Raw genomic sequence first — 20132 nt, forward strand, 5'->3', positions numbered from 1 at the left:
TGAATATTCCGAAGATAATTGACAATTGAAACTATCCCGTCAGGGAAATAATATTTCTAGAACCAGAGATGGAAACAAAATCGCCGGCGCACGGATGATGACAGTATAAGGACTGATGCTTCATGCGCCGCAAAAGTCGCAAGTCAAAGTTTCAGGAAACGAAGTCAAAGTTTCAGGAAACGAAGTCAAAGTTTCAGGAAACGAAGTCAAAGTTTCAGGAAGCGTAGTCACTATTTCAGGAAGCGTAGTCACTATTTCAGGAAGCGAAGTCATCATTTCAGGAAGCGAAGTCCATTTTCAGGGAAGCGAAGTCACTATTTCAGGAAACTAAGTCCATTTTCAGGGAAGCTTAGTCATTTTTTCGGGAAGCGAAGTCACTATTTCAGGAAACTAAGTCCATTTTCAGGGAAGCGAAGTCATTTTTTCGGGAAGCCAAGTCAACGTTTTGGCAAGCCTATTCCCGGTTCCAGTCGGTGCCTTCTTTAGAATCTTTAAGAGCAATGCTGAGTTTCTGAAGCTCGTCGCGAATCCAGTCTGAAGCAGCATAATCTTTGTTCTCTCTAACCTTACGGCGAAGTCCGATAATGATATCCATCAAACCGCCTGTCAACCCAGCATCGCCGGCACTGTTTTCATCATTTATTCCGAGTACATCCATCAGGAAAACTTTAAAAGTTTCTTTGAATGAATCCAGCGATATCGCATCCAGTGTTTCTTTCTTTTCAATCATCAGGTTCACGAATCGTACGGCTTCAAACAACTGAGCAATAAGCACGGGACTGTTGAAATCGTCGTTCATGGCTTCGAAGCAGTTCTTGCTGAAATTGTTTAGGAATTCATGAACGCCGGCGGAATTTTGTGTGGCTGCCTGCACCTTATTAAGTGCCTTGAATCCAGTCATCAGTCGTTTCATGCCTTTTTCGGCAGCGATAAGAGCATCATTCGAAAAGTCGAGCGTGCCGCGGTAGTGTGCCTGAAGTATGAAAAACCGGATTGTCATAGGGTCAAACGCCTGCGTAATCGCAGTGTGCGAACCGGTAAAAAACTCGTTCAGGGTGATGAAGTTATTCAATGATTTCCCCATCTTCTGACCGTTGATGGTAATCATGTTATTATGCAGCCAGTACCTTACAGGTTCTTTGCCATTGGCGGCTTTCGACTGTGCAATTTCCGATTCGTGATGCGGAAACAATAAATCCATTCCTCCGCCATGTATGTCGAACACCTCACCCAGATATTTACTGCTCATGGCAGAACATTCGAGATGCCATCCGGGAAAACCATCGCTCCAGGGCGAAGGCCAGCGCATGATATGCTCAGGCTGTGCTTTTTTCCATAAGGCGAAATCAATGGAATTGCGCTTTTCTTCCTGCCCTTCCAGTTCACGCGTATTGCTGATCAATTCATCAATTACCCTGCCTGAAAGTTGCCCGTAACCATACTTTTCATTGAATTTCAGAATATCAAAATAAACGGAGCCATCAACAACATATCCAAAACCGTTTTCAATAATTTTCTTAATCAGTTCTATCTGTTCAATAACATGACCCGATGCACGTGGTTCAATTGATGGAGGCAGCACATTAAGCATGGCCATATTGGCATGATAACGGTCGGAATAGTACTGAGCAATTTCCATGGGTTCCACCTGTTCAAGCCGTGCCTTTTTAGCAATCTTATCTTCGCCCTGGTCGGCATCATTTTCCAGATGTCCGACATCGGTGATGTTGCGCACATAACGCACTTTATAGCCCAGCAACTTCAGGTAGCGGAATACCAAATCAAAGGTAATGCCCGGACGGGCATGGCCCAGATGAGCATCGCCATAAACGGTAGGACCGCAAACGTACATTCCGACAAAAGGTGCATTCAAGGGCTCGAAAACTTCTTTCGAACGGGTGCGTGTATTATATACCTGCAGCTTGTGTTGTATTTCCATCATCAAATTTTTTACAAAGAAACGACAAAAGAACTAAAAATTAAAAACTAAGAATTAAGAACTAAAAATTAAGAATTATGATTCAATACTTCTGAGTAATATTTTTCCGCCAGAGGCGGACAGGCATTTTTCAAATTAGCAAATTATCAAAATGACTCATTAATAATCTCACGCAAAGACGCAAAGATATTTTTTGACTCACGATCCGTCAGGAGACGGATTTCGGCTTCGCCTCAACTCTCGACTCTCGACTCCCGACTCCCGACTTACGACTTACGACTTACGACTTCTGTATTGAAATAAAAATTTTGATATTAATTATTAATTTTTAAATTTGCTTAACAACAAAACCAAAACACAAAAACGCCATGGAATTCAATTTCACAGAAGAACAACTAATGATTCAGCAGGCTGCACGCGACTTAGCGCAGCGCGAGTTGATAACCGACGTTATAGAGCGGGATGCCAAAGCAATATTCCCGGCAGCGCATGTAAAACGCCTTGCAGAATTAGGTTTTCTGGGCATGCTCGTTGACCCTAAATATGACGGTGGAGGCATGGACGCGGTTTCTTATGTATTGGCCATGGAAGAAATCAGCAAGGTAGATGCATCGGTATCCGTTATTATGTCGGTGAATAATTCCCTTGTTTGTCATGGACTTCAGGAATACGGCACCGAAGCACAAAAAGAAACATTTCTAAAACCACTCGCGCGGGGCGAAAAGATTGGTGCATTTCTGTTATCGGAGCCCGAAGCAGGTTCCGACGCCACATCACAACGTACGCTTGCCGAAGATAAAGGTGACTATTATCTGGTGAACGGCACCAAAAACTGGATTACCAATGCGAATTCGGCATCAACCTATATTCTGATTGCTCAAACCCATCCTGAAAAAAAGCACAAAGGCATCAATGCTCTTATTGTTGACCGCAATGCGCCCGGAATAACTCTCGGACCGCACGAAGATAAAATGGGAATGCGCAGCTCCGATACGCATTCGGTGATGTTTACCGATGTGAAAGTGCCCAAAGAAAACCGCATCGGTGACGACGGGTTCGGATTCTCTTTCGCAATGAAGATACTTGAAGGCGGTCGTATCGGGATTGCCGCGCAGGCACTCGGCATTGCTTCGGGCGCGCTTGAACTCGCCATCAAATATTCCAAAGAGCGCAAAGCATTTGGCACCGAAATATGCAACCATCAGGGTGTGGCATTCAAACTTGCCGATATGGCTGTACGTGTGGAAGCCGCTCGCTTTCTCGCACTCAAAGCCGCATGGCTTAAAGATAATCATCTGCCTTATGGAACAGCCAGCGCCATGGCAAAACTGTACTGCGCCGAAACCGCCATGTATGTGACTACCGAAGCCGTTCAGATACACGGAGGTTATGGTTACGTAAAAGAATACCACGTTGAACGCCTGATGCGCGAAGCCAAGCTAACACAGATATACGAAGGAACTTCCGAGATACAGAAAATAGTCATTGCACGAGCTCTGACGAAAGACTGAAAAATAGTCATAAGTCGTGAGTCGAGAGTCATGAGTCGTGAGTCGTGAGTCGTGAGTCGAGAGTCGAGAGTTGAGGCGAAGCCGAAATCCGTCTCCTGACGGATCGTGAGTCAAAATAAATCTTTGCGTCTCTGCGTCTTTGCGTGAGTTTATTAATGAGTCAATTTGAAAAATATCTGTCCGCCTATGGCGGATCGGGAGTCAAAGTATTTGATTTCTCAATGTCCTGAATTTCAATACGACTTCATCATTCCGAAAAATGATTATTTTTGTGGCTTCAATGAACCATAAAAAATCAGAATGATGAAAATTCTTGTTTGCATGAGCAATGTTCCGGACACGACGACAAAAATCCGGTTCGCTGCTGAAAACAAAAGTATTGACACTACCGGAGTACAGTGGATTATCAATCCATGGGATGAGCTTGCACTTACACGCATGCTCGATCTGAAAGACGCCAATGCAGGCCTCATCGAAAGTATTACGGTTATGAATGTGGGACTGAAAGACACTGAGCCGACCATGCGTAAAGCATTGGCAATAGGTGCCGATAAAGGAATCCGCATCAACGCGGAACCCAAAGATGCCTATTATACGGCAGCACAAATGGCCGAAGCCATAAAAGCAGAACCCTTTGACCTTATCCTTTGTGGTATAGAATCGAGCGATTTCAACGGATGCTCCGTTGGTAGTATGCTTGCCGAATTTCTTGATATGCCTTCGGTTTCTTCAGTTTCAGGACTTAGTATAGAAAACGGACAGATTAAACTGAACCGTGAAATTGACGGTGGTACCGAGCATGTAGAATCAGCCCTTCCTTTTATTGCCATTGTGCAGAAAGGAATCGCCATTGAACCACGCATCCCCGCTATGCGAGGCATCATGCAGGCACGCACCAAACCACTTGCCATTGTTGAACCCAAAGAAATGGATGCGCTTACAGAAAATCTGGTATATGAACTTCCATCAGCAAAAGCAGCGTGTAAGATGATTGACCCTGAAAACATAGGCGAGCTGGTTAACCTGCTGCACAACGAGGCCAAAGTAATTTAATTTTTTTTGAACGTAAATCAACAACAATATGTCAGTTTTAATTTATACAGAGAACTGGGACGGTAAATTCAAGAAACTCAGTTTCGAGCTTATCTCTTACGGAAGTGCTATTGCAAAAATGCTTGGTACAAAAGCGGTGGTATTGTCGATAGGCAGCGTTCCGGAAGAAGAACTTAAGAAAGCAGGCGCGTATGGCGCATCAAAAATACTCAGCGCACAGGATGCAAAACTCATGGCATTAGACAATCAGGTGTATGCTTCTGTTATTGCACAGGCAGCAGAAAAAGAGCAGGCACAGGTAATTGTATTTGCCGGAAACAACACAGGTAAGGCAATAGCGCCCAGAGTTTCGGTAAAACTCAAAGCAGGACTTGTTGCAGGTGTTATGGGTCTTCCTAATAGTGCCGACCCGTTTGTGGTCCGCAAAAAGGTATTCACAGCCAAAGCATTTTCGGATGTAGTGATAAAATCGCCGGTACGTATTCTCACGCTTGCACAAAACTCATTCGGTATTGTTGAAGAAGCAGCAGATTGCCCCATTGAAGCATTCACACCTGCTTTGAAAGACACCGATTTTGGTACAGTTGTAAAAGACGTAAATAAAATTCAGGGCACCATTTTACTGACCGACGCAGAGATTGTGGTATCGGGCGGACGTGGCATGAAAAGCGCTGACAACTGGGCGCCTATTGAAGAGCTTGCCGGATTGCTCGGAGCAGCAACCGCCTGTTCGCGTCCCGTTTCCGACGAAGGCTGGAGACCTCATTCGGAGCATGTAGGTCAGACCGGAAAAGTTATTGCACCGACTCTGTATTTTGCCTTAGGTATATCAGGAGCCATACAGCATCTGGGCGGCATCAGTTCATCTAAATACATTGTTGCTATTAATAAAGATAAAGACGCACCTATATTTGAAACCGCCAATTACGGTGTACTCGGCGATTTACAAACAGTGTTGCCATCGCTTATCGCGGAGGTTAAAAAATTAAAAGAAGCGCAATAAATCCGCAAGGACGCATGACACAAAAAATAAAACACCACAAATAACCAAAAAATGCTGCAGGATGAAATAGACTGCGGCATTTTTTCTGAATACACAGAATGATAAAATACGAAAAATTTATACTTGAAAACGGATTGCGGGTCATTGTACATCCCGACAACTCCACTCCTATTGCCGCAGTTAACATTATTTACAATGTGGGTGCAAAAGATGAGCATCCCGATAAAACAGGTTTTGCACATTTATTCGAACACCTGATGTTTGGCGGCTCGGCGAATATTCCGGATTATGATATGCCGCTTCAAAAAGCAGGCGGCGAGAATAATGCCTTCACCAATAACGATTTTACCAATTATTACATTTCGTTACCGTATCAGAACCTCGAAACAGCCTTCTGGCTGGAGAGCGACCGTATGCTCAACCTCGCCTTCTCAGAGAAAAGCCTCGACGTTCAGCGTAATGTGGTGATGGAAGAATACAAACAGCACTACCTGAACCAGCCTTATGGCGACTACTGGCTGCTGCTGCGTCCGCTTGTTTATAAAGTACATCCTTACCAATGGGCTACCATCGGCAAAGACATTTCGCATATTGCCAATGCGGTGATGGATGATGTCCGCAATTTCTATCAGCGGTTTTACAATCCTTGCAATGCTATTTTATGCGTTGCCGGTAATGTGAGTGTTTCTCAGGTAAAACGGCTCGCCAAAAAGTGGTTCGGGCCTATTCCTTCGGGAACGCCTTACCTGCGCAATCTGCCGGCTGAACCTGTGCAGACGGAAGGCCGCTCACTGATTGTTGAACGCGACGTTCCTTTTGATGTTATTACACTTGCCTACCATATGGGCGGACGGCTTCACGGCGATTATTATACCGCCGACCTGCTTTCTGATGTGCTCTCGTCGGGCGATTCATCACGACTGTATCAATCGCTTGTTAAAAACAAACGCTTGTTTACTGAAATGGATGCGTATATTTCAGGCGATATTGACAACGGACTCTTTATGTTTTACGGGAAACCTGTCGCCGGTGTAAGCCTGGAACAAGCTCAGGAAGCCATCATCCAAGAAATTGAACTTGTAAAAATAACCCCTCCCGGTAAGGAAGAAATGGAAAAAGTTCAGAACCGTGCCGAGTCAGGTCTTGAGTTTTCAAACTTAAGCGTATTGAACAAAGCCATGAAACTTTCGATGGCTGAATTGTTAGGCGATATTGAACTGGCAAATGATGAAATCAGCCGCTTCAGAGCTGTAAAGAGCAGCGACTGTACAGAGTTTGCCCGACGAATATTTTCAGCGTCCAATTGTTCAACGCTTTTTTACAAAGCAAAATAACTCAGGCATCAAACAACTAAATCCGGAGTTTAAGCGTCTTTGAAATAATCAACAGCAAGACAATAACATAATTTAATCTTGAAAAAAACGTTCGCAATAAAGTACTTATAATTTACTCATGCCCACTACCACGCTTAACAGAACTAAAGCTCCCCGAAAAAAGAACACCGAACTCAGCGGTTTGCTCATTCCCGAATTGCACAAACTGGATAATGGAATTCCTGTTTATATTATCAATGGCGGCACACAGGATGTAATGCGGTTAGAATTTGTTTTTAAAGCAGGTTCCGCCTGTCAGCGGCATCCGCTTGAATCGTGGTTTGCAGTAAAAATGCTTAACGACGGAACAGAAAATTATACGGCCGAGCAAATCTCAGGCTTACTTGAATATTATGGCGCATACATCGGTGCCATTCCACAAAAAGACAATGTAACCGTATCACTGAGCCTGCTCAGCAAGCATCTTGAAAAAGTATTCCCTATACTCGAAGAGGTTATTAAAAAGCCCGTTTTTCCTGAGAAAGAGTTCAATATTCTGATAGAACAAAGCCGGCAAAAATATATTGACGACCAGCAGCGGGTAAGTGAAATAGCGGCACAAAAGTTTAACAGAGCCATTTTCGGAGAACACCATCCTTACGGGAAAATATTGAATCTCGAAGATTTTTCATTATTCAACAGAGAATGGCTGCATCAATTTCATCGGGCAAAATATTCGTATGATAACGTTTGTATTGTTGTTGCCGGAAAAATCCCCGAAAACTGCTTCAAACTGCTGAACCAATATTTCGGAAAAGACGGCTGGAACAAAAATAGTGTTGAGCCGGTCGCATCCAATTTCGATATTCAAACAGTTCCCGGAAAATATCTGTTTCCTAAGGAAGATGTATTTCAATCGGCTATCAGAATAGGCAAAGCAACCGTAACAATGACCCATCCCGATTTTCCTAAATTACAATTGCTGAATACCGTGTTTGGCGGATATTTCGGCTCACGCCTGATGTCAAACATTCGTGAAGATAAAGGTTATACATATGGAATTTACAGCGCTCTGGTTAATATGAACATGGCAGGATTGTTTTTTATTACCAGCGAAGTTGCTGCCGATTCAACCACCCGGGCACTCGATGAGGTATACAAAGAACTGAAAAAACTTCGCTCAACAGACATCCCCAAGGCAGAGTTGAGCCTTGTGCGTAACTATATGACCGGTCACCTGCAGCGCACCCTTGACGGTCCATTTTATACTGCAGACCGTTTTAAAAGCGTGCTGGATGCAGGGCTTGACTTTAAAGACTATATTGCAAATTATGTTAAGATAATTTCTGAAACAGGTAAGGATGAATTAAAATCGCTGGCGTCAGCTTACTTCGATGAGAGTACAATGACTGAAGTGGTTGCAGGTAAAAAGAATCAAACTTGATTTTAGGTAATCAAAAGTGTTATATTTGTGATTAAATACTGATTATCAGTTAATAGTATGTTAAAGAAAATAGTCGTTATTTTCCTTTTTTCAGTGTTATGGGCATCTACGCTCAGTGCATCACATTATATGGGTGGCGAAATCACCTGGCAATGCCTTCAAAACGGGAAGTTTCGTTTTATCATGAAGCTTTACCGCGAATGTGGCGGCGGAATTCCTTACGGCAACACTGAAACAATCACCGTTACAGGTTGTCCGGCTATTAGTAGTATTAGTATGAATCTGTTTCCGGGCGCAAATTCGCTTGATGGTGCCGACGGTCTCGTGGATGGGCGTACCGATATTTCGCCCAATTGCTGGAATCCTTCGCAGGAGATTACCTGTATGAATACAAGCACACCGAATAGCGGCGCCATTGAGGAATGGTATTATACATCTGATGCCGCCTATCCTAACGGTGTTCAGATAAGTGGTGTTCCCCCTGCCTCGGGATGGATTTTCTCGCATTCGGGCTGCTGCCGCAATAACAGTGCGAATATGGTTAATGCAACCAGTTGCAACTGGTTCCTAAGAGCAATTATGTATCCCATGAACGGTGCGAATACCAATCCGTGTTATGATTCAAGTCCGGTGTTTGCGGAAGTACCGTCAACCGTAATTTGTACCGGGTATCCTTTTAAATATAATCACAATGCTACCGACCCTGATCTGGATTCGCTGGCGTTTGGGTGGGCGCCCGCACTTCAGGATCCAACAATACCTATGGTTTACCAGGGTGGTTATTCATTCAACAGCCCGTTGCCGGGTCCATCTCTAAATCCCTCGAATGTTCCGGCAACAATGAATCCGTTTACCGGAGAAATTTCTTATACCTCATATACACAAGGTGCTTTCGTTACTGTTACCAAAGTAACGGCCTACCGCTGCGGTATTAAAATAGCCGAGATATTCAGGGAAATGCAGATTGTACTACTGCAGTGTTCCAACGCCAATCCGCCGCCATCCATTCCCGGAGCATTCTACAACCCCATAACCGGTCTGTATGACCTTTATACTGACACGGTCTATGCCGGCGATGTAGTAGATTTTGATATTAACTCCATGGATTTGGGCGTGCTTCCGAATGGAAATCCGGTTACCATTACTCTTCAGGCTTCGGGGCAGGATTTCGGGGCAGGATTTACTGACCCGAATTCAGGATGCCTGCGACCGCCGTGTGCAACGCTTAATCCGGCGCCACCTATATCGGCCATGGTGGCACTGGCAACACATTTTCACTGGCAGACCAGCTGTAACCATATTACACAGCCGGCTCCGACAGGTTCGGGACCAACAGCAGGCTGCGCAACGCTGTATAATATTCACAACTTTGTTATTAAAGTCTTTGACAATTATTGCCCGGCACCGGGCATAAGTATAGCAACCATCAGCATTGTTGTTTTGCCAAAGCCGGTACTCAAGGCGCCTGATCTGAGATGTATTGCTGTTGACACAAGCGGTAAAATAACCCTTTCGTGGGTAATACCGCCAGATCCTCACCATGCATTTGACAGCTATCATATTTACCGTTCGTCCAGCCCCACAGGACCATTCACCGAAATTGACAGCATCTTTACTTATAGCCAGACATCATATATTGATGTGGGTGTTAACGGTAACAATGCGCCCTATTATTATGCGCTTAAATCACGTTCGGGCTGCGGTGGTCTGTGGTATTCCACGGCGGGCGACACCCTCGCCTCTATGTTGCTCGACGTTACTGCCGTAGGAAGCGGACAGGTGGCACATTTGCAATGGAACCCAATGAGTACGCCACTTCTACCAACAAGTAATGGTGTTTATGAAGTTCATCGTGAATTTCCCATAGGCAATTGGACCATGATAGACACAACCACGTCAACAAGCTACTTTGACACAGTGAATATCTGCAACGCTTTTGTAAATTACAGGATAGAAGTAAAAGACAGTTCGGGCTGCACCTCTGTTTCATCAATAGACGGTGACAACCTCCACGACGGCACACCGCCGGCCATGCCGGTTCTTGATACGGTAAGCGTGGATATTGCATCGGGCAAAACGGTATTGGGTTGGGACGCCAGCACTTCGCCCGACACGCGGAAATATTATATTTATCAGCAAATTGGCGGGCCGTGGCAACTCATTGATTCAGTATTCGGTATCAATAATACGTCCTATACCAATCTGGCATCAAATCCTTTTGCCGGTTCGGAAACCTACAGCATAGCTGCAGTAGACAGTTGCGATAAGCTCAGCGCGATGGGACTTAGCCACAGCACTATTTTTCTTCAACCGCCCACACTTGATGCCTGTGCCGACCGCATTGCGTTGAGCTGGTCATCGTATATCAACATGGATCCGCCCTTGAGCGGCTATCGCATTTACATGAGCGAAAACAGTGCACCCTATGTGTTAATTGGAACAACTGACAGCCTTACCACTTATTTTGAACATCACGGATTTACCGAAAACTCTAATTATTGTTATTATATTCAAGCATACAGCGCCGACATGTCGCGGACGTCCACCTCTAATTTTCAGTGTGTAATCGCGACCAAGCCCAATCAACCGAAGTACGTGTATATGCGGTATGCCACAGTAGTAAACAATGAGCATGCCCGTATCGGCTTCTTTGTTGATTCCACAGCCTATGTCACGGCATATAAAATTTTAAGGTCGGAAGACGGTATTACCTTCGACACCATTGATGTGGTTTATCCTTCCACAAATAAAGCAAACGTAAGCTATACCGACGTTAATGCAGAAGTTCAGAAGAAAAGCTATTTCTATAAAGTTGTTATTGTAGACAGTTGCAACCTCAACATCCTCACGTCAAACACCGGCAGAACCATCTATCTCGATGGGTATATGCAGTCGTACCTGCTTAATTATCTTTCATGGAACATATACGAAGACCGCTACGCCAGTGAATATAAACTGTTCAGAGAAGTTGAAAATTTTGAAAGCGTTCGACCCATTGCTACTTTTGTGTGGAATGAAACCAACTATGCCGACGATGTAAACAATTATACAGAAAGTGAAGGCCGGTTCACGTATTTTATTCAGGCGCATCTGTATGATCTGTATATGGGCATGTATCCCTTCTCCGACACCGTGCTCAGCAATGAAGTATTAATTTTACAAGAGCCACGGCTCTATGTTCCCACAGCCTTTGTTCCCGACGGATATAACAGCATATTCAAACCTATCGGTGTATTTGCAGATACCGAGGATTATTATTTCACGGTATACAATCGCTGGGGACAAAAGGTTTTTGAAACCACCGATATCCATGAAGGATGGGACGGGAAATTTAACGGCAGCAAGGCGCCTTTATCTGTATACGCCTATTATGTGCGTATAAAAGACGCGACAGGCAAATACATTGAAAAGAACGGAACCGTAACGCTGATTCGTTAAATATCCATGCTTTCTCCAATAAAATCCTCTTTTTTTTAACACAATCCTGTTTTCACCGTCAGAATTGATAACTTTGAAACGAAATTTGTGACTTACAGGATATAACAGTGTATAAAATATAATTCGTCAAGAACTTCTCTTTTTTTTAAATTAACCTTATTTTTGCACGCCTTTACAATAAAACCTTTTGTTGTTTATGAAAAAAAATGCTTATAAATTTTTAATGACCGTTATCCTGATAGGGATAAGTGGCCTGATGGCGCAAAACACTTCTGACCCTGTGCTGTTGAATGTAGCCGGAGAGTCAATTACAAAATCCGAATTCCTGAACGTTTACAAAAAGAATAACGTTAAGGGTGAGGCGATGGATCGGAAATCGTTGGAGGAATATCTTGACTTGTACATCAACTTCAAACTTAAAGTTAAGGAAGCTGAAGAACTGGGTCTTGATACGGCTATATCATTTAAAACAGAACTTGCCGGATACCGTAAACAACTTGCACAACCCTATCTTACCGATAAACAAGTTGACGAATCATTGCTTCGCGAGGCTTATGAGCGTATGCAGGAAGATTTGCGTGCAAGCCATATTTTGATAAAACTCGATAAAAATGCAACGCCCGAAGATACCCTTGCCGCGTATAAAAAAATCATGAAACTGCGCGAACGCATTATGAAAGGCGAAGCATTTGAAAAAATTGCTAAAGAAGCGTCCGAAGATCCATCATCACGCGACCGTGAAGATCCAACAAACAAACAGGTGGTAAAAGGCAACGGAGGCGATCTGGGGTTCTTCACTGTTCTCGATATGATTTATCCGTTTGAAACAGGCGCCTACAACCTCCACGTTGGTGAAGTAAGCATGCCTGTTCGCACTGATTATGGGTATCACCTGATAAAACTCACCGACCGTAAACCCGCCATGGGCAAGGTACAGGTAGCGCACATTTTCATAACTGTTCCTAAAGATGCCAAACCCGAAGATACGGCAGGCTATAAAAGTAAAATACTGGAAGTTTATGCCAAGATTAAAAATGGCTCAAGCTTCGAGGATATGGTTACACAGTATTCTGATGACAAAGGCTCGGCCACAAAAGGCGGTATTTTACCGGCATTTGGTGTAAACCGCATGGTTCCTGAATTCATTGTAGCCATTCAGAAACTTAAAGATATTGGCGCTATTTCAGAACCCGTGCGTACCGATTACGGCTGGCACATTATCAAACTCGTTGACCGCAAGCCTATCAAATCGTTTGATGATGAGAAGAGTATTCTCAAATCACGTATTATGAAAGACAGCCGTGCTTCTATGAGTAAGGGTGCCGTGATTAATCGTATTAAAAACGAGTACAAATTCATGGAATTTGCAGGCACAAAAAATGATTTCTACACTGTACTCGACACAACTGTATTCGATGGTAAATGGGATATTCAGAAGGCACAAACTCTTAATAAAAACATGTTCAGTCTTGCGTCAAAAAATTATACGCAGCAAGACCTGGCCAAATATATTGCCACACATCAGAATAAAAGAGCAAAAACCGGCTTCCCGACCTTTGTAAACGAAAAATATAACGCCTTTGTGGATGAGAGCTGTATTAACTACGAAGATGGTCGTCTGGAAACCAAATATCCTGAGTTCCGCGCCCTGATGAAAGAATATCGTGATGGCATTTTATTGTTTGAACTTACTGATCAGAAAGTGTGGTCGAAAGCGATTAAAGATACCTCAGGACTTGAAGAATTCCACGCCAAGAACAAAAACAATTACATGTGGGATACCCGCCTCGACGCTTCTATTTATACCTGCAAAGACGCTGCTACAGCAAAAGCGGCACGCAAACTCGCCAAATCACAGGAGAAGAAAAAACTCAGTGATTCAGACATCCTGAAAAAAATCAACACCGACTCTATTCCGGTTCTGAAAATTGAAAGTAAGTATTTTCTGAAAAAAGACAACGCACTTATCGACTCCATTAAATGGGAAAAAAGCATTACTTCCGATATCAATAAAGGAAAATCAGTCGTATTCGTTTCAGTTCACAAAGTAATGGCTCCCGAGCCCAAAACACTTAAAGAGGCCAAAGGTCTTGTGACTGCCGATTATCAGAATTATCTGGAAAAAGAATGGATTGACGCCCTCCGCAATAAATACAAATGGGACGTTAACAAAGAAGTTTTTGAATCGTTGTTGAAATAACAATAAACACGAAGGAAGTCGTGATGACCGGCAGGCAGCCGCATCCTGACTTCCTTTTTTTATTTATGAGAACACGGTATTTTTATTTCATATTACCACTGATCCTGATTATTTCATCCTGCTCAAGCAGCGATAAAAAGGACAACCGCGAAAATGCGGTTGCCAGGGTATATGATAATTATTTGTACCGTAGCGACCTTCAGGATATGGTGGCTCCGGGGATATCGGGAAAAGACAGCCTTGCCCTTGTGAACGAATATATAGACAACTGGGTGAGGCAGCAGTTGCTGCTGCGCATGGCCGAAGATAACCTGCCTAAAAATAAAATGGATTTTACAAGGCAACTCGAAGATTACCGCAGTTCTCTGATTATTTTCTCTTACGAACGCGAACTCATCAGGCAAAAGCTGGACACCACCGTTTCTGAGCAGGAAGTAAAAGATTATTATGAAACGCACAAAGGAGAATTCGAACTTAAAGACAACATTGTAAAAGTGTTGTATTTCAAAGTCAATAATAATACACCTGTTACACTTGCGCGTGCCTATTTGAAATCTGACAGACCACAGGATAAGCAAAAACTTCAGGATTTTTGCATGAAATATGCCATCAATTATTACCTCGATGACCAATCATGGCTGCTGTTTAACGATATTCTTAAAGAAATCCCCATCAACACTTACAACCAGGAAGAATATCTGAAGAATAACCGGCTGATTGAAATTCAGGATTCGACCTATCACTACCTGATGAACATCAAAGGTTTTATGATAAAAGAGAGCCTATCGCCGCTAAGCTTTGAGAAAGGCAATATCCGCGAGATTATTCTCAATAAAAGAAAACAAAAGCTTATTGACGAAATGCGAAATAATATTTATAATGAAGCGGTGAAAAAAAGCAATTTCGAAGTCTTCACCGAAAAGAAATAAAGACAGGATAATAATTGCATCAATACTCAGTTATATACGCTACAAACCCAACGCAACCGAATGACGAAACTGAAAATATTAATTATTGCATTTTTGATCATGCTTTCCGCCGGAATCTATGCTCAACCGGGCATCGACAGTACGTCCGTTCCTAAAGATAAAATACTCATTGATCAGGTTGTTGCCGTAGTAGGCAGCTATATCATTACGTATTCCGACGTGGAAAATGAATACCTCCAATTTCTGATGCAGGGCAATACCAAAGGAATGGCAGCGCGATGCAGCATACTGGAAGAATTGCTGTTTCAGAAGCTGCTGCTGAATCAGGCCGACCTGGACAGCGTTCAGATAACGGATAAACAGGTGGACGCCGAAGTGGATCGCCGCATGCGCTATTTTATTGACCAGATTGGTTCGAAAGAAAAGCTTGAGGAGTATTTTAAGAAATCGATGCTGGAGATAAAAGAGGATTTAAAACCCAAGATTAAGGATCACCTGATGATTCAGCAGGTGCAGTCCAAAATTACTCAGGATGTAAAAGTGACGCCATCGGAAGTGTCAGAATATTTTAACAGCATACCACCCGACAGCCTGCCATTGATAAGTTCAGAAATTGAAGTTTATCAAATAGTAAAAGAACCGCCCGTGAGCTCGGATGAAGTGCAGATTGCCACACAAAAAATTACCGACCTGCGCAACCGTATTCTAAAAGGCGAGAAATTCGCCACCCTTGCAAATCTGTATTCCGAAGATAAAAACACCATGACCAAAGGCGGTGAAATTGGTCTTACAGGACGCGGAGAGCTGCCAACGGAAATAGAAGCTGTAGCTTATGGAATGAAGCAGGGCGATGTTTCACCGATTATTAAAACCAAGGAAGGTTATCATATAATTCAATTGATAGAGCGTCGGGGCGAGTATATCAATATTCGTCAGATACTCATCATCCCCAAACCGTCAACACTGGATCTGGTGCAGGCACGAAAAGATCTGGAGAATATAAAATCATTGATAGAAATGGATTCTATTACCTTTGAGAAAGCCGCCGTAAAACATTCAACCGACCCAACCGGGGTGAATGGCGGAGCCATCATAAACGCCTACTCCGGTAACACAAAATTTGATCCTGCCGACCTTGACCCTACCATCTTTTTTATCATTGATAAATTGAAAGTCGGAGAAATATCAGCGCCCCAGCTTTTTACCGATGAAAATGGATTGCAGGCATACCGCTTGCTGTTGCTTAAATCGCGCACTGCGCCGCATAAAGCAAACCTTAAAGACGATTATCCTAAGATTCAGGCAACCGTTCAAAGCATCAAGCAAAATAAGGAAATCAATAAATGGATCAATAAAAAGACCGAGAAGACCTACGTTAAAATCTCCAATGATTTTGATGACTGCAAATTCCAGTATGACTGGGGGAAAAAATAAGCTGTACTGACTGAAAAATTAATTAATTTCGGATACTAAATTTTTGACAATATGACCTATAAATCTGATGCAGAAGCACTGGATGCCCTGGTGGTAAAATACAAACAACTGAAAGGCGAAGTGGCCAAAGTAATCGTTGGCCAGGATGATGTAGTACGAAGCCTGCTTATTTCTATTTTCAGCAAAGGCCACGGATTGCTGGTGGGAGTTCCCGGACTGGCAAAAACGCTTATGATAACTACTGTTGCGCAAGTACTCGGATTAAAATTCAACAGAATACAGTTCACCCCCGACCTGATGCCTTCTGATATTGTAGGAACGGAAATCCTGGATGAAAACCGCAAATTCAGATTCATCAAAGGACCCATCTTTTCCAATATTATTTTAGCTGATGAAATAAACCGTACACCGCCCAAAACACAGGCCGCATTGCTCGAAGCCATGCAGGAAAAAGCCGTGAGTGTGGCAAGTACAACCTACAAACTCGACGAGCCATTCTTTGTATTGGCAACACAGAATCCGATTGAGCAGGAAGGAACCTATCCCCTGCCCGAGGCGCAGCTCGACCGTTTCATGTTCAACATATGGCTCGATTATCCTACGCTTGAGCAGGAAATAAATATTGTAAAACAAACCACTACCGCACATATTCCCGAAACTACGGTGGTGATGAGTGCCGAGGAAATACTGTATTTCCAAAGTCTGGTGCGTCGCATTCCGGTACCTGAAAATGTTTACCAATATGCAGTAAAACTCACTTCGCTCACCCGCCCCAAAACTGCCGGAGCGCATGCCATAACCAACGAATATATTTCGTGGGGAGCCGGCCCGCGTGCATCGCAATACCTCGTATTAGGTGCAAAATGCAGTGCAGCGCTTCGCGGCAAATATTCACCCGACATTGAAGATGTGCAGCAGATAGCCACCATGGTACTTCGCCATCGTATTGTAAGGAATTACAAGGCTGAAGCCGAAGGAATGGGCATTGACGATATTATTGCAAAGTTGATGAAGTAGATTAGAACGATTAACTTTCGATCTAATTCATTCGACAAATCCGGCTTATACGAATTTTTCTCAGAATCACAACTAAAATCAAAATCATATTTGCCTTGTGAATCGCATTAGGCTCTAAGGCACCTTCACTTTTATTTCAAGGTTTGGATCAGAGATTTGAATCTCCTTACTCCACTCACTTTCTTCAGCCATTGGAGAAATTGATTTTACCTTGTAAACAGGGCAAGCAGATTGCGTGCTTTGTGCATACGGAATGCTTCCGCTTTCATTATATGTTTGAACTGTCGGTGCGCCTTGGCCATCCCACAGGTAGCGCCAGTATTTGGCTTGTGTGGCGGTATAACTGTTTGGCGCAGTAACTGTATTTCCGGGAATCTCGTCTTTCAACTCATTGCCGGTGTTGAATTTCATATAACAAATCAAATTAGCGTAATTGGGATGGGCATCGGTGACTTCTTTGTTCATCCAATCTCGGCGGATACTACGCAGAACCCCGGTATTCCATAACCTGAAATCATCAATGCTGCCGTTAAACGTATTCATGCTTCCCATTCCTCCTATCTTCAAGGTATTAACTTCAATAGCTATATCATTAATCGTTCTACTAAACACTTCAACACCATTTTGATATAATAACAGGTTATCCTTTGACTTTATTAATGCAAAATGTGTCCATTTACCAAGTTCCGGCGCAAAGACCGCGTTCACACGCTGTCTCAGAATTTGAACTTCAATCTTCTGTTGATTTGATTGATAAATCATTAATTTTAATCCTCCTTTGTTATCGCTCATTGAGAAATACACCTGATTACTTGAAAGCGTATTCGGTTTTACCCAAAACTCACAAGTGAAATCTTTAAGGATTGTGTTATGAAGTACTACTGATGCCATCTGTTTGCTGTCACTGCTCAGTGACACACACCCGCCACCCGGCACTAATCCGCTTACCTTAAGTGTAATATCCTGGCCTATTTTCTCATAAGATGCGGTTGGAATAACTGACGGGTTGTAAAGATGAACCGTAAGTTCACTTTCAAGAGGATTATGCTTACAACATTTACTATTTGCCAAAGTCATTACACATTTTACAACATCTCCATCTTTGAGTTTCGATGCCTTAAATATTTTGTTTTGAACCATTGAAATATTGTTTACATACCATTGATAGGAAGAGACATCATTTTCATCTAAAACTTCCGTAGTAAAGGTTATTGACTTACCAATAGGTGCAGGCAAAGGTATATTTGGAGTAATCTTTAGAAATGGTGTTTCATAAAATGGCAAATAAAGAGAGTTTGAATAAGCGCCGGAATTATCATCAGAATTGATAACTAAAAAACGATATGATGCCGTTTCTTCTATCAAATCCAGGCAGACCGTAGTTATTTTTTTTGCCTCGTATTTGTATGCATAGAAATTATGCCACTGGCCGGTCACCGGTTTCATTTCCGCCTTCGTTATTCCATTATAATTAGGTAATTGAATTTGTTCATCGGCTCCTTCACAAAGGTATAAACTTGTTTGTGTAATATTACCGGGAATGGCCGTTACGGGATAATTAGGACCCACTTTTACAATTTTTTGTGAAGACGTATTTCCACATTTACCATTCGCTTTGAGGGTAATTGTATATTCGCCCGGCTTGGAGTAATAATGGCACGGTCGTGGGCTATCGTCAGGTGCTGAGCCGTCGCCAAAGTTCCAACTGAATGTTTCCGCATAACGGCAAAGATTTTTAAAATCTATTAGGGCATTATCTGATTTTACAGTTTGAGGTGTCGCAGTAAAATTAGAAACAGTCAAGGGAGTCGCAGTATAATTCGTCCCAAGTCCCACTGCCTTCCATGCATTAATACATTGCGTTACTTCATTGGATGTGCAACCATATTTTACTGAAGCGGCTAAGATTGATAAATCACAGCACTCTTTGTAACCGGAGTTTCGTGTAAGGTATTCGGTCAACGTTTTGAAAGCAATTATTATTGCTTTATCATGGCCAATACCCGTCACCGTATATCGCAATAAATTATCATTTGTGCCTGATCCACCCTCACTAAGCAAATAGAACCAATATCCAAGAACAGCACAATTGGAATGAGTTCCACCATGGTCCCCATTTCCAGAATACCAATACTGCCCTTTGTAAGTATGAGGGAAATGATCAAAAAAATAATTATCCGGTTTACAATCAATTTTACCGCTTATATCTCGGAGTATTTTATCGCCTTGAAAAATGCACCAGATCTTGTCTGGTGTCGTATTCGTATATTGGCGTGCAACAGCGCAACCAAAAATATCGGCAAATCCCTCATTCAGGGCTCCGGGTTCATCTTCACTCGCCAGAAAGGCAGTGTATCTGTTTATACCATGAGTAAATTCATGACCGACCATCGATAAACTCAACCAATCTTTATGGAAAATAAGGCCATTGTTTGTAGTCAACAATTCCGACATAGACGTACTTCGATTTGCATAACACCTAATTAACGCGCCGTTACCATCAAAACTGTTTCGGTTAAAAGTATTTTTGAAATAATCGTAAACCATTTCTGTTGCCCAGTGCAGTTCGGTAGCTCCATTTAAATATGCCTCAGAGGTTGCTGACCATTTTGTACTTTCATTTGTATAATCAACAGCTTCACGAAACGCTTCTGTACCTTTGCAATTCAACGTAACTATGCCTCCGCCGCGACCCGATTCGCGCAGCACCCAATGCCCGTCACGATATTGCATTTTTATTTGCTTGCGACCATAATGTAATGTTTGTACAGTTGCATCAACGTCCTGAGTTGGGTCAAGTGGAGAATACGCGCAAACTGGTCCCCTAGTTCCGCGTTAAGCTGACCCCCTT

13 protein-coding genes and 1 pseudogene are annotated in these 20132 nt (G+C 42.9%); 11 read left to right on the plus strand and 3 right to left on the minus strand.

Annotation, left to right across the window (positions count from 1 at the left end):
• The first annotated feature begins 115 nt into the window (after window positions 1-115).
• Window positions 116-331: a hypothetical protein gene (locus WCM76_12130; protein MEI6766383.1), complete on the plus strand. Its 216-nt coding sequence runs from the start codon at window positions 116-118 to the stop codon at window positions 329-331.
• A gap of 123 nt (window positions 332-454) precedes the next feature.
• Here WCM76_12130 and cysS read toward each other — a convergent pair whose 3' ends face one another.
• A complete protein-coding gene (cysS, locus tag WCM76_12135) occupies window positions 455-1933 on the minus strand; it encodes a cysteine--tRNA ligase (protein ID MEI6766384.1) in 1479 nt (492 codons plus the stop codon).
• Window positions 1934-2307: 374 nt separating this feature from the next.
• On the opposite strand from cysS, the gene WCM76_12140 reads away from it, so the two are divergent.
• From WCM76_12140 to WCM76_12185, 10 genes are all read left to right on the plus strand, one after another.
• A complete protein-coding gene (locus tag WCM76_12140; GenBank protein ID MEI6766385.1) occupies window positions 2308-3450 on the plus strand; it encodes an acyl-CoA dehydrogenase family protein in 1143 nt (380 codons plus the stop codon).
• Between the two features lie 303 nt (window positions 3451-3753).
• On the plus strand, window positions 3754-4503 hold the full coding sequence (locus tag WCM76_12145) for an electron transfer flavoprotein subunit beta/FixA family protein (protein ID MEI6766386.1): 750 nt from the start codon (window positions 3754-3756) through the stop codon (window positions 4501-4503).
• Between the two features lie 28 nt (window positions 4504-4531).
• Window positions 4532-5506 (plus strand): electron transfer flavoprotein subunit alpha/FixB family protein, encoded by a 975-nt coding sequence (locus WCM76_12150; GenBank protein ID MEI6766387.1) that lies wholly within the window; start codon window positions 4532-4534, stop codon window positions 5504-5506.
• Window positions 5507-5604: 98 nt separating this feature from the next.
• Window positions 5605-6840, plus strand: coding sequence for a pitrilysin family protein (locus WCM76_12155; GenBank protein MEI6766388.1), 1236 nt, complete (start codon window positions 5605-5607; stop codon window positions 6838-6840).
• Between the two features lie 118 nt (window positions 6841-6958).
• Window positions 6959-8263, plus strand: coding sequence for a pitrilysin family protein (locus tag WCM76_12160; protein MEI6766389.1), 1305 nt, complete (start codon window positions 6959-6961; stop codon window positions 8261-8263).
• 57 nt (window positions 8264-8320) lie between these two features.
• On the plus strand, window positions 8321-11701 hold the full coding sequence (locus WCM76_12165; protein ID MEI6766390.1) for a gliding motility-associated C-terminal domain-containing protein: 3381 nt from the start codon (window positions 8321-8323) through the stop codon (window positions 11699-11701).
• A 196-nt stretch (window positions 11702-11897) separates the two neighbouring features.
• On the plus strand, window positions 11898-13901 hold the full coding sequence (locus tag WCM76_12170; protein MEI6766391.1) for a peptidylprolyl isomerase: 2004 nt from the start codon (window positions 11898-11900) through the stop codon (window positions 13899-13901).
• A gap of 65 nt (window positions 13902-13966) precedes the next feature.
• Window positions 13967-14830 (plus strand): hypothetical protein, encoded by an 864-nt coding sequence (locus tag WCM76_12175; protein MEI6766392.1) that lies wholly within the window; start codon window positions 13967-13969, stop codon window positions 14828-14830.
• An 18-nt stretch (window positions 14831-14848) separates the two neighbouring features.
• Window positions 14849-16264: a peptidylprolyl isomerase gene (locus WCM76_12180; protein MEI6766393.1), complete on the plus strand. Its 1416-nt coding sequence runs from the start codon at window positions 14849-14851 to the stop codon at window positions 16262-16264.
• Window positions 16265-16315: 51 nt separating this feature from the next.
• Window positions 16316-17281 carry an AAA family ATPase gene (locus tag WCM76_12185; GenBank protein MEI6766394.1) on the plus strand — a complete coding sequence of 322 codons (966 nt, stop codon included), beginning with the start codon at window positions 16316-16318 and terminating at the stop codon, window positions 17279-17281.
• Window positions 17282-17395: 114 nt separating this feature from the next.
• Here the strand turns inward: WCM76_12185 and WCM76_12190 are convergent, their stop codons facing one another.
• Together WCM76_12190 and WCM76_12195 are read right to left on the minus strand one after the other, a co-directional pair.
• Window positions 17396-19672, minus strand: a complete 2277-nt coding sequence (locus WCM76_12190) for a M4 family metallopeptidase (GenBank protein MEI6766395.1) — start codon at window positions 19670-19672, stop codon at window positions 17396-17398.
• Window positions 19655-20038: pseudogene (locus tag WCM76_12195) on the minus strand (hypothetical protein). Before WCM76_12195 ends, WCM76_12190 begins: the two are co-directional and overlap by 18 nt.
• Window positions 20039-20132: the final 94 nt, after the last annotated feature.

The sequence above is a fragment of the Bacteroidota bacterium genome (genome assembly GCA_037133915.1).
Lineage (GTDB): Bacteria > Bacteroidota > Bacteroidia > Bacteroidales > CAIWKO01 > JBAXND01.

Bases quoted from the DNA above. Each gene is read 5' to 3' on its own strand.
- WCM76_12145 (MEI6766386.1), top strand. From the start codon at position 3,754: ATGAAAATTCTTGTTTGCATGAGCAATGTTCCGGACACGACGACAAAA.
- WCM76_12175 (MEI6766392.1), top strand. From the start codon at position 13,967: ATGAGAACACGGTATTTTTATTTCATATTACCACTGATCCTGATTATT.
- WCM76_12170 (MEI6766391.1), top strand. From the start codon at position 11,898: ATGAAAAAAAATGCTTATAAATTTTTAATGACCGTTATCCTGATAGGG.
- WCM76_12185 (MEI6766394.1), top strand. From the start codon at position 16,316: ATGACCTATAAATCTGATGCAGAAGCACTGGATGCCCTGGTGGTAAAA.
- WCM76_12150 (MEI6766387.1), top strand. From the start codon at position 4,532: ATGTCAGTTTTAATTTATACAGAGAACTGGGACGGTAAATTCAAGAAA.
- WCM76_12155 (MEI6766388.1), top strand. From the start codon at position 5,605: ATGATAAAATACGAAAAATTTATACTTGAAAACGGATTGCGGGTCATT.
- WCM76_12130 (MEI6766383.1), top strand. From the start codon at position 116: ATGCTTCATGCGCCGCAAAAGTCGCAAGTCAAAGTTTCAGGAAACGAA.
- WCM76_12190 (MEI6766395.1), bottom strand. From the start codon at position 19,672: ATGGTCGGTCATGAATTTACTCATGGTATAAACAGATACACTGCCTTT.
- WCM76_12165 (MEI6766390.1), top strand. From the start codon at position 8,321: ATGTTAAAGAAAATAGTCGTTATTTTCCTTTTTTCAGTGTTATGGGCA.
- WCM76_12160 (MEI6766389.1), top strand. From the start codon at position 6,959: ATGCCCACTACCACGCTTAACAGAACTAAAGCTCCCCGAAAAAAGAAC.
- WCM76_12140 (MEI6766385.1), top strand. From the start codon at position 2,308: ATGGAATTCAATTTCACAGAAGAACAACTAATGATTCAGCAGGCTGCA.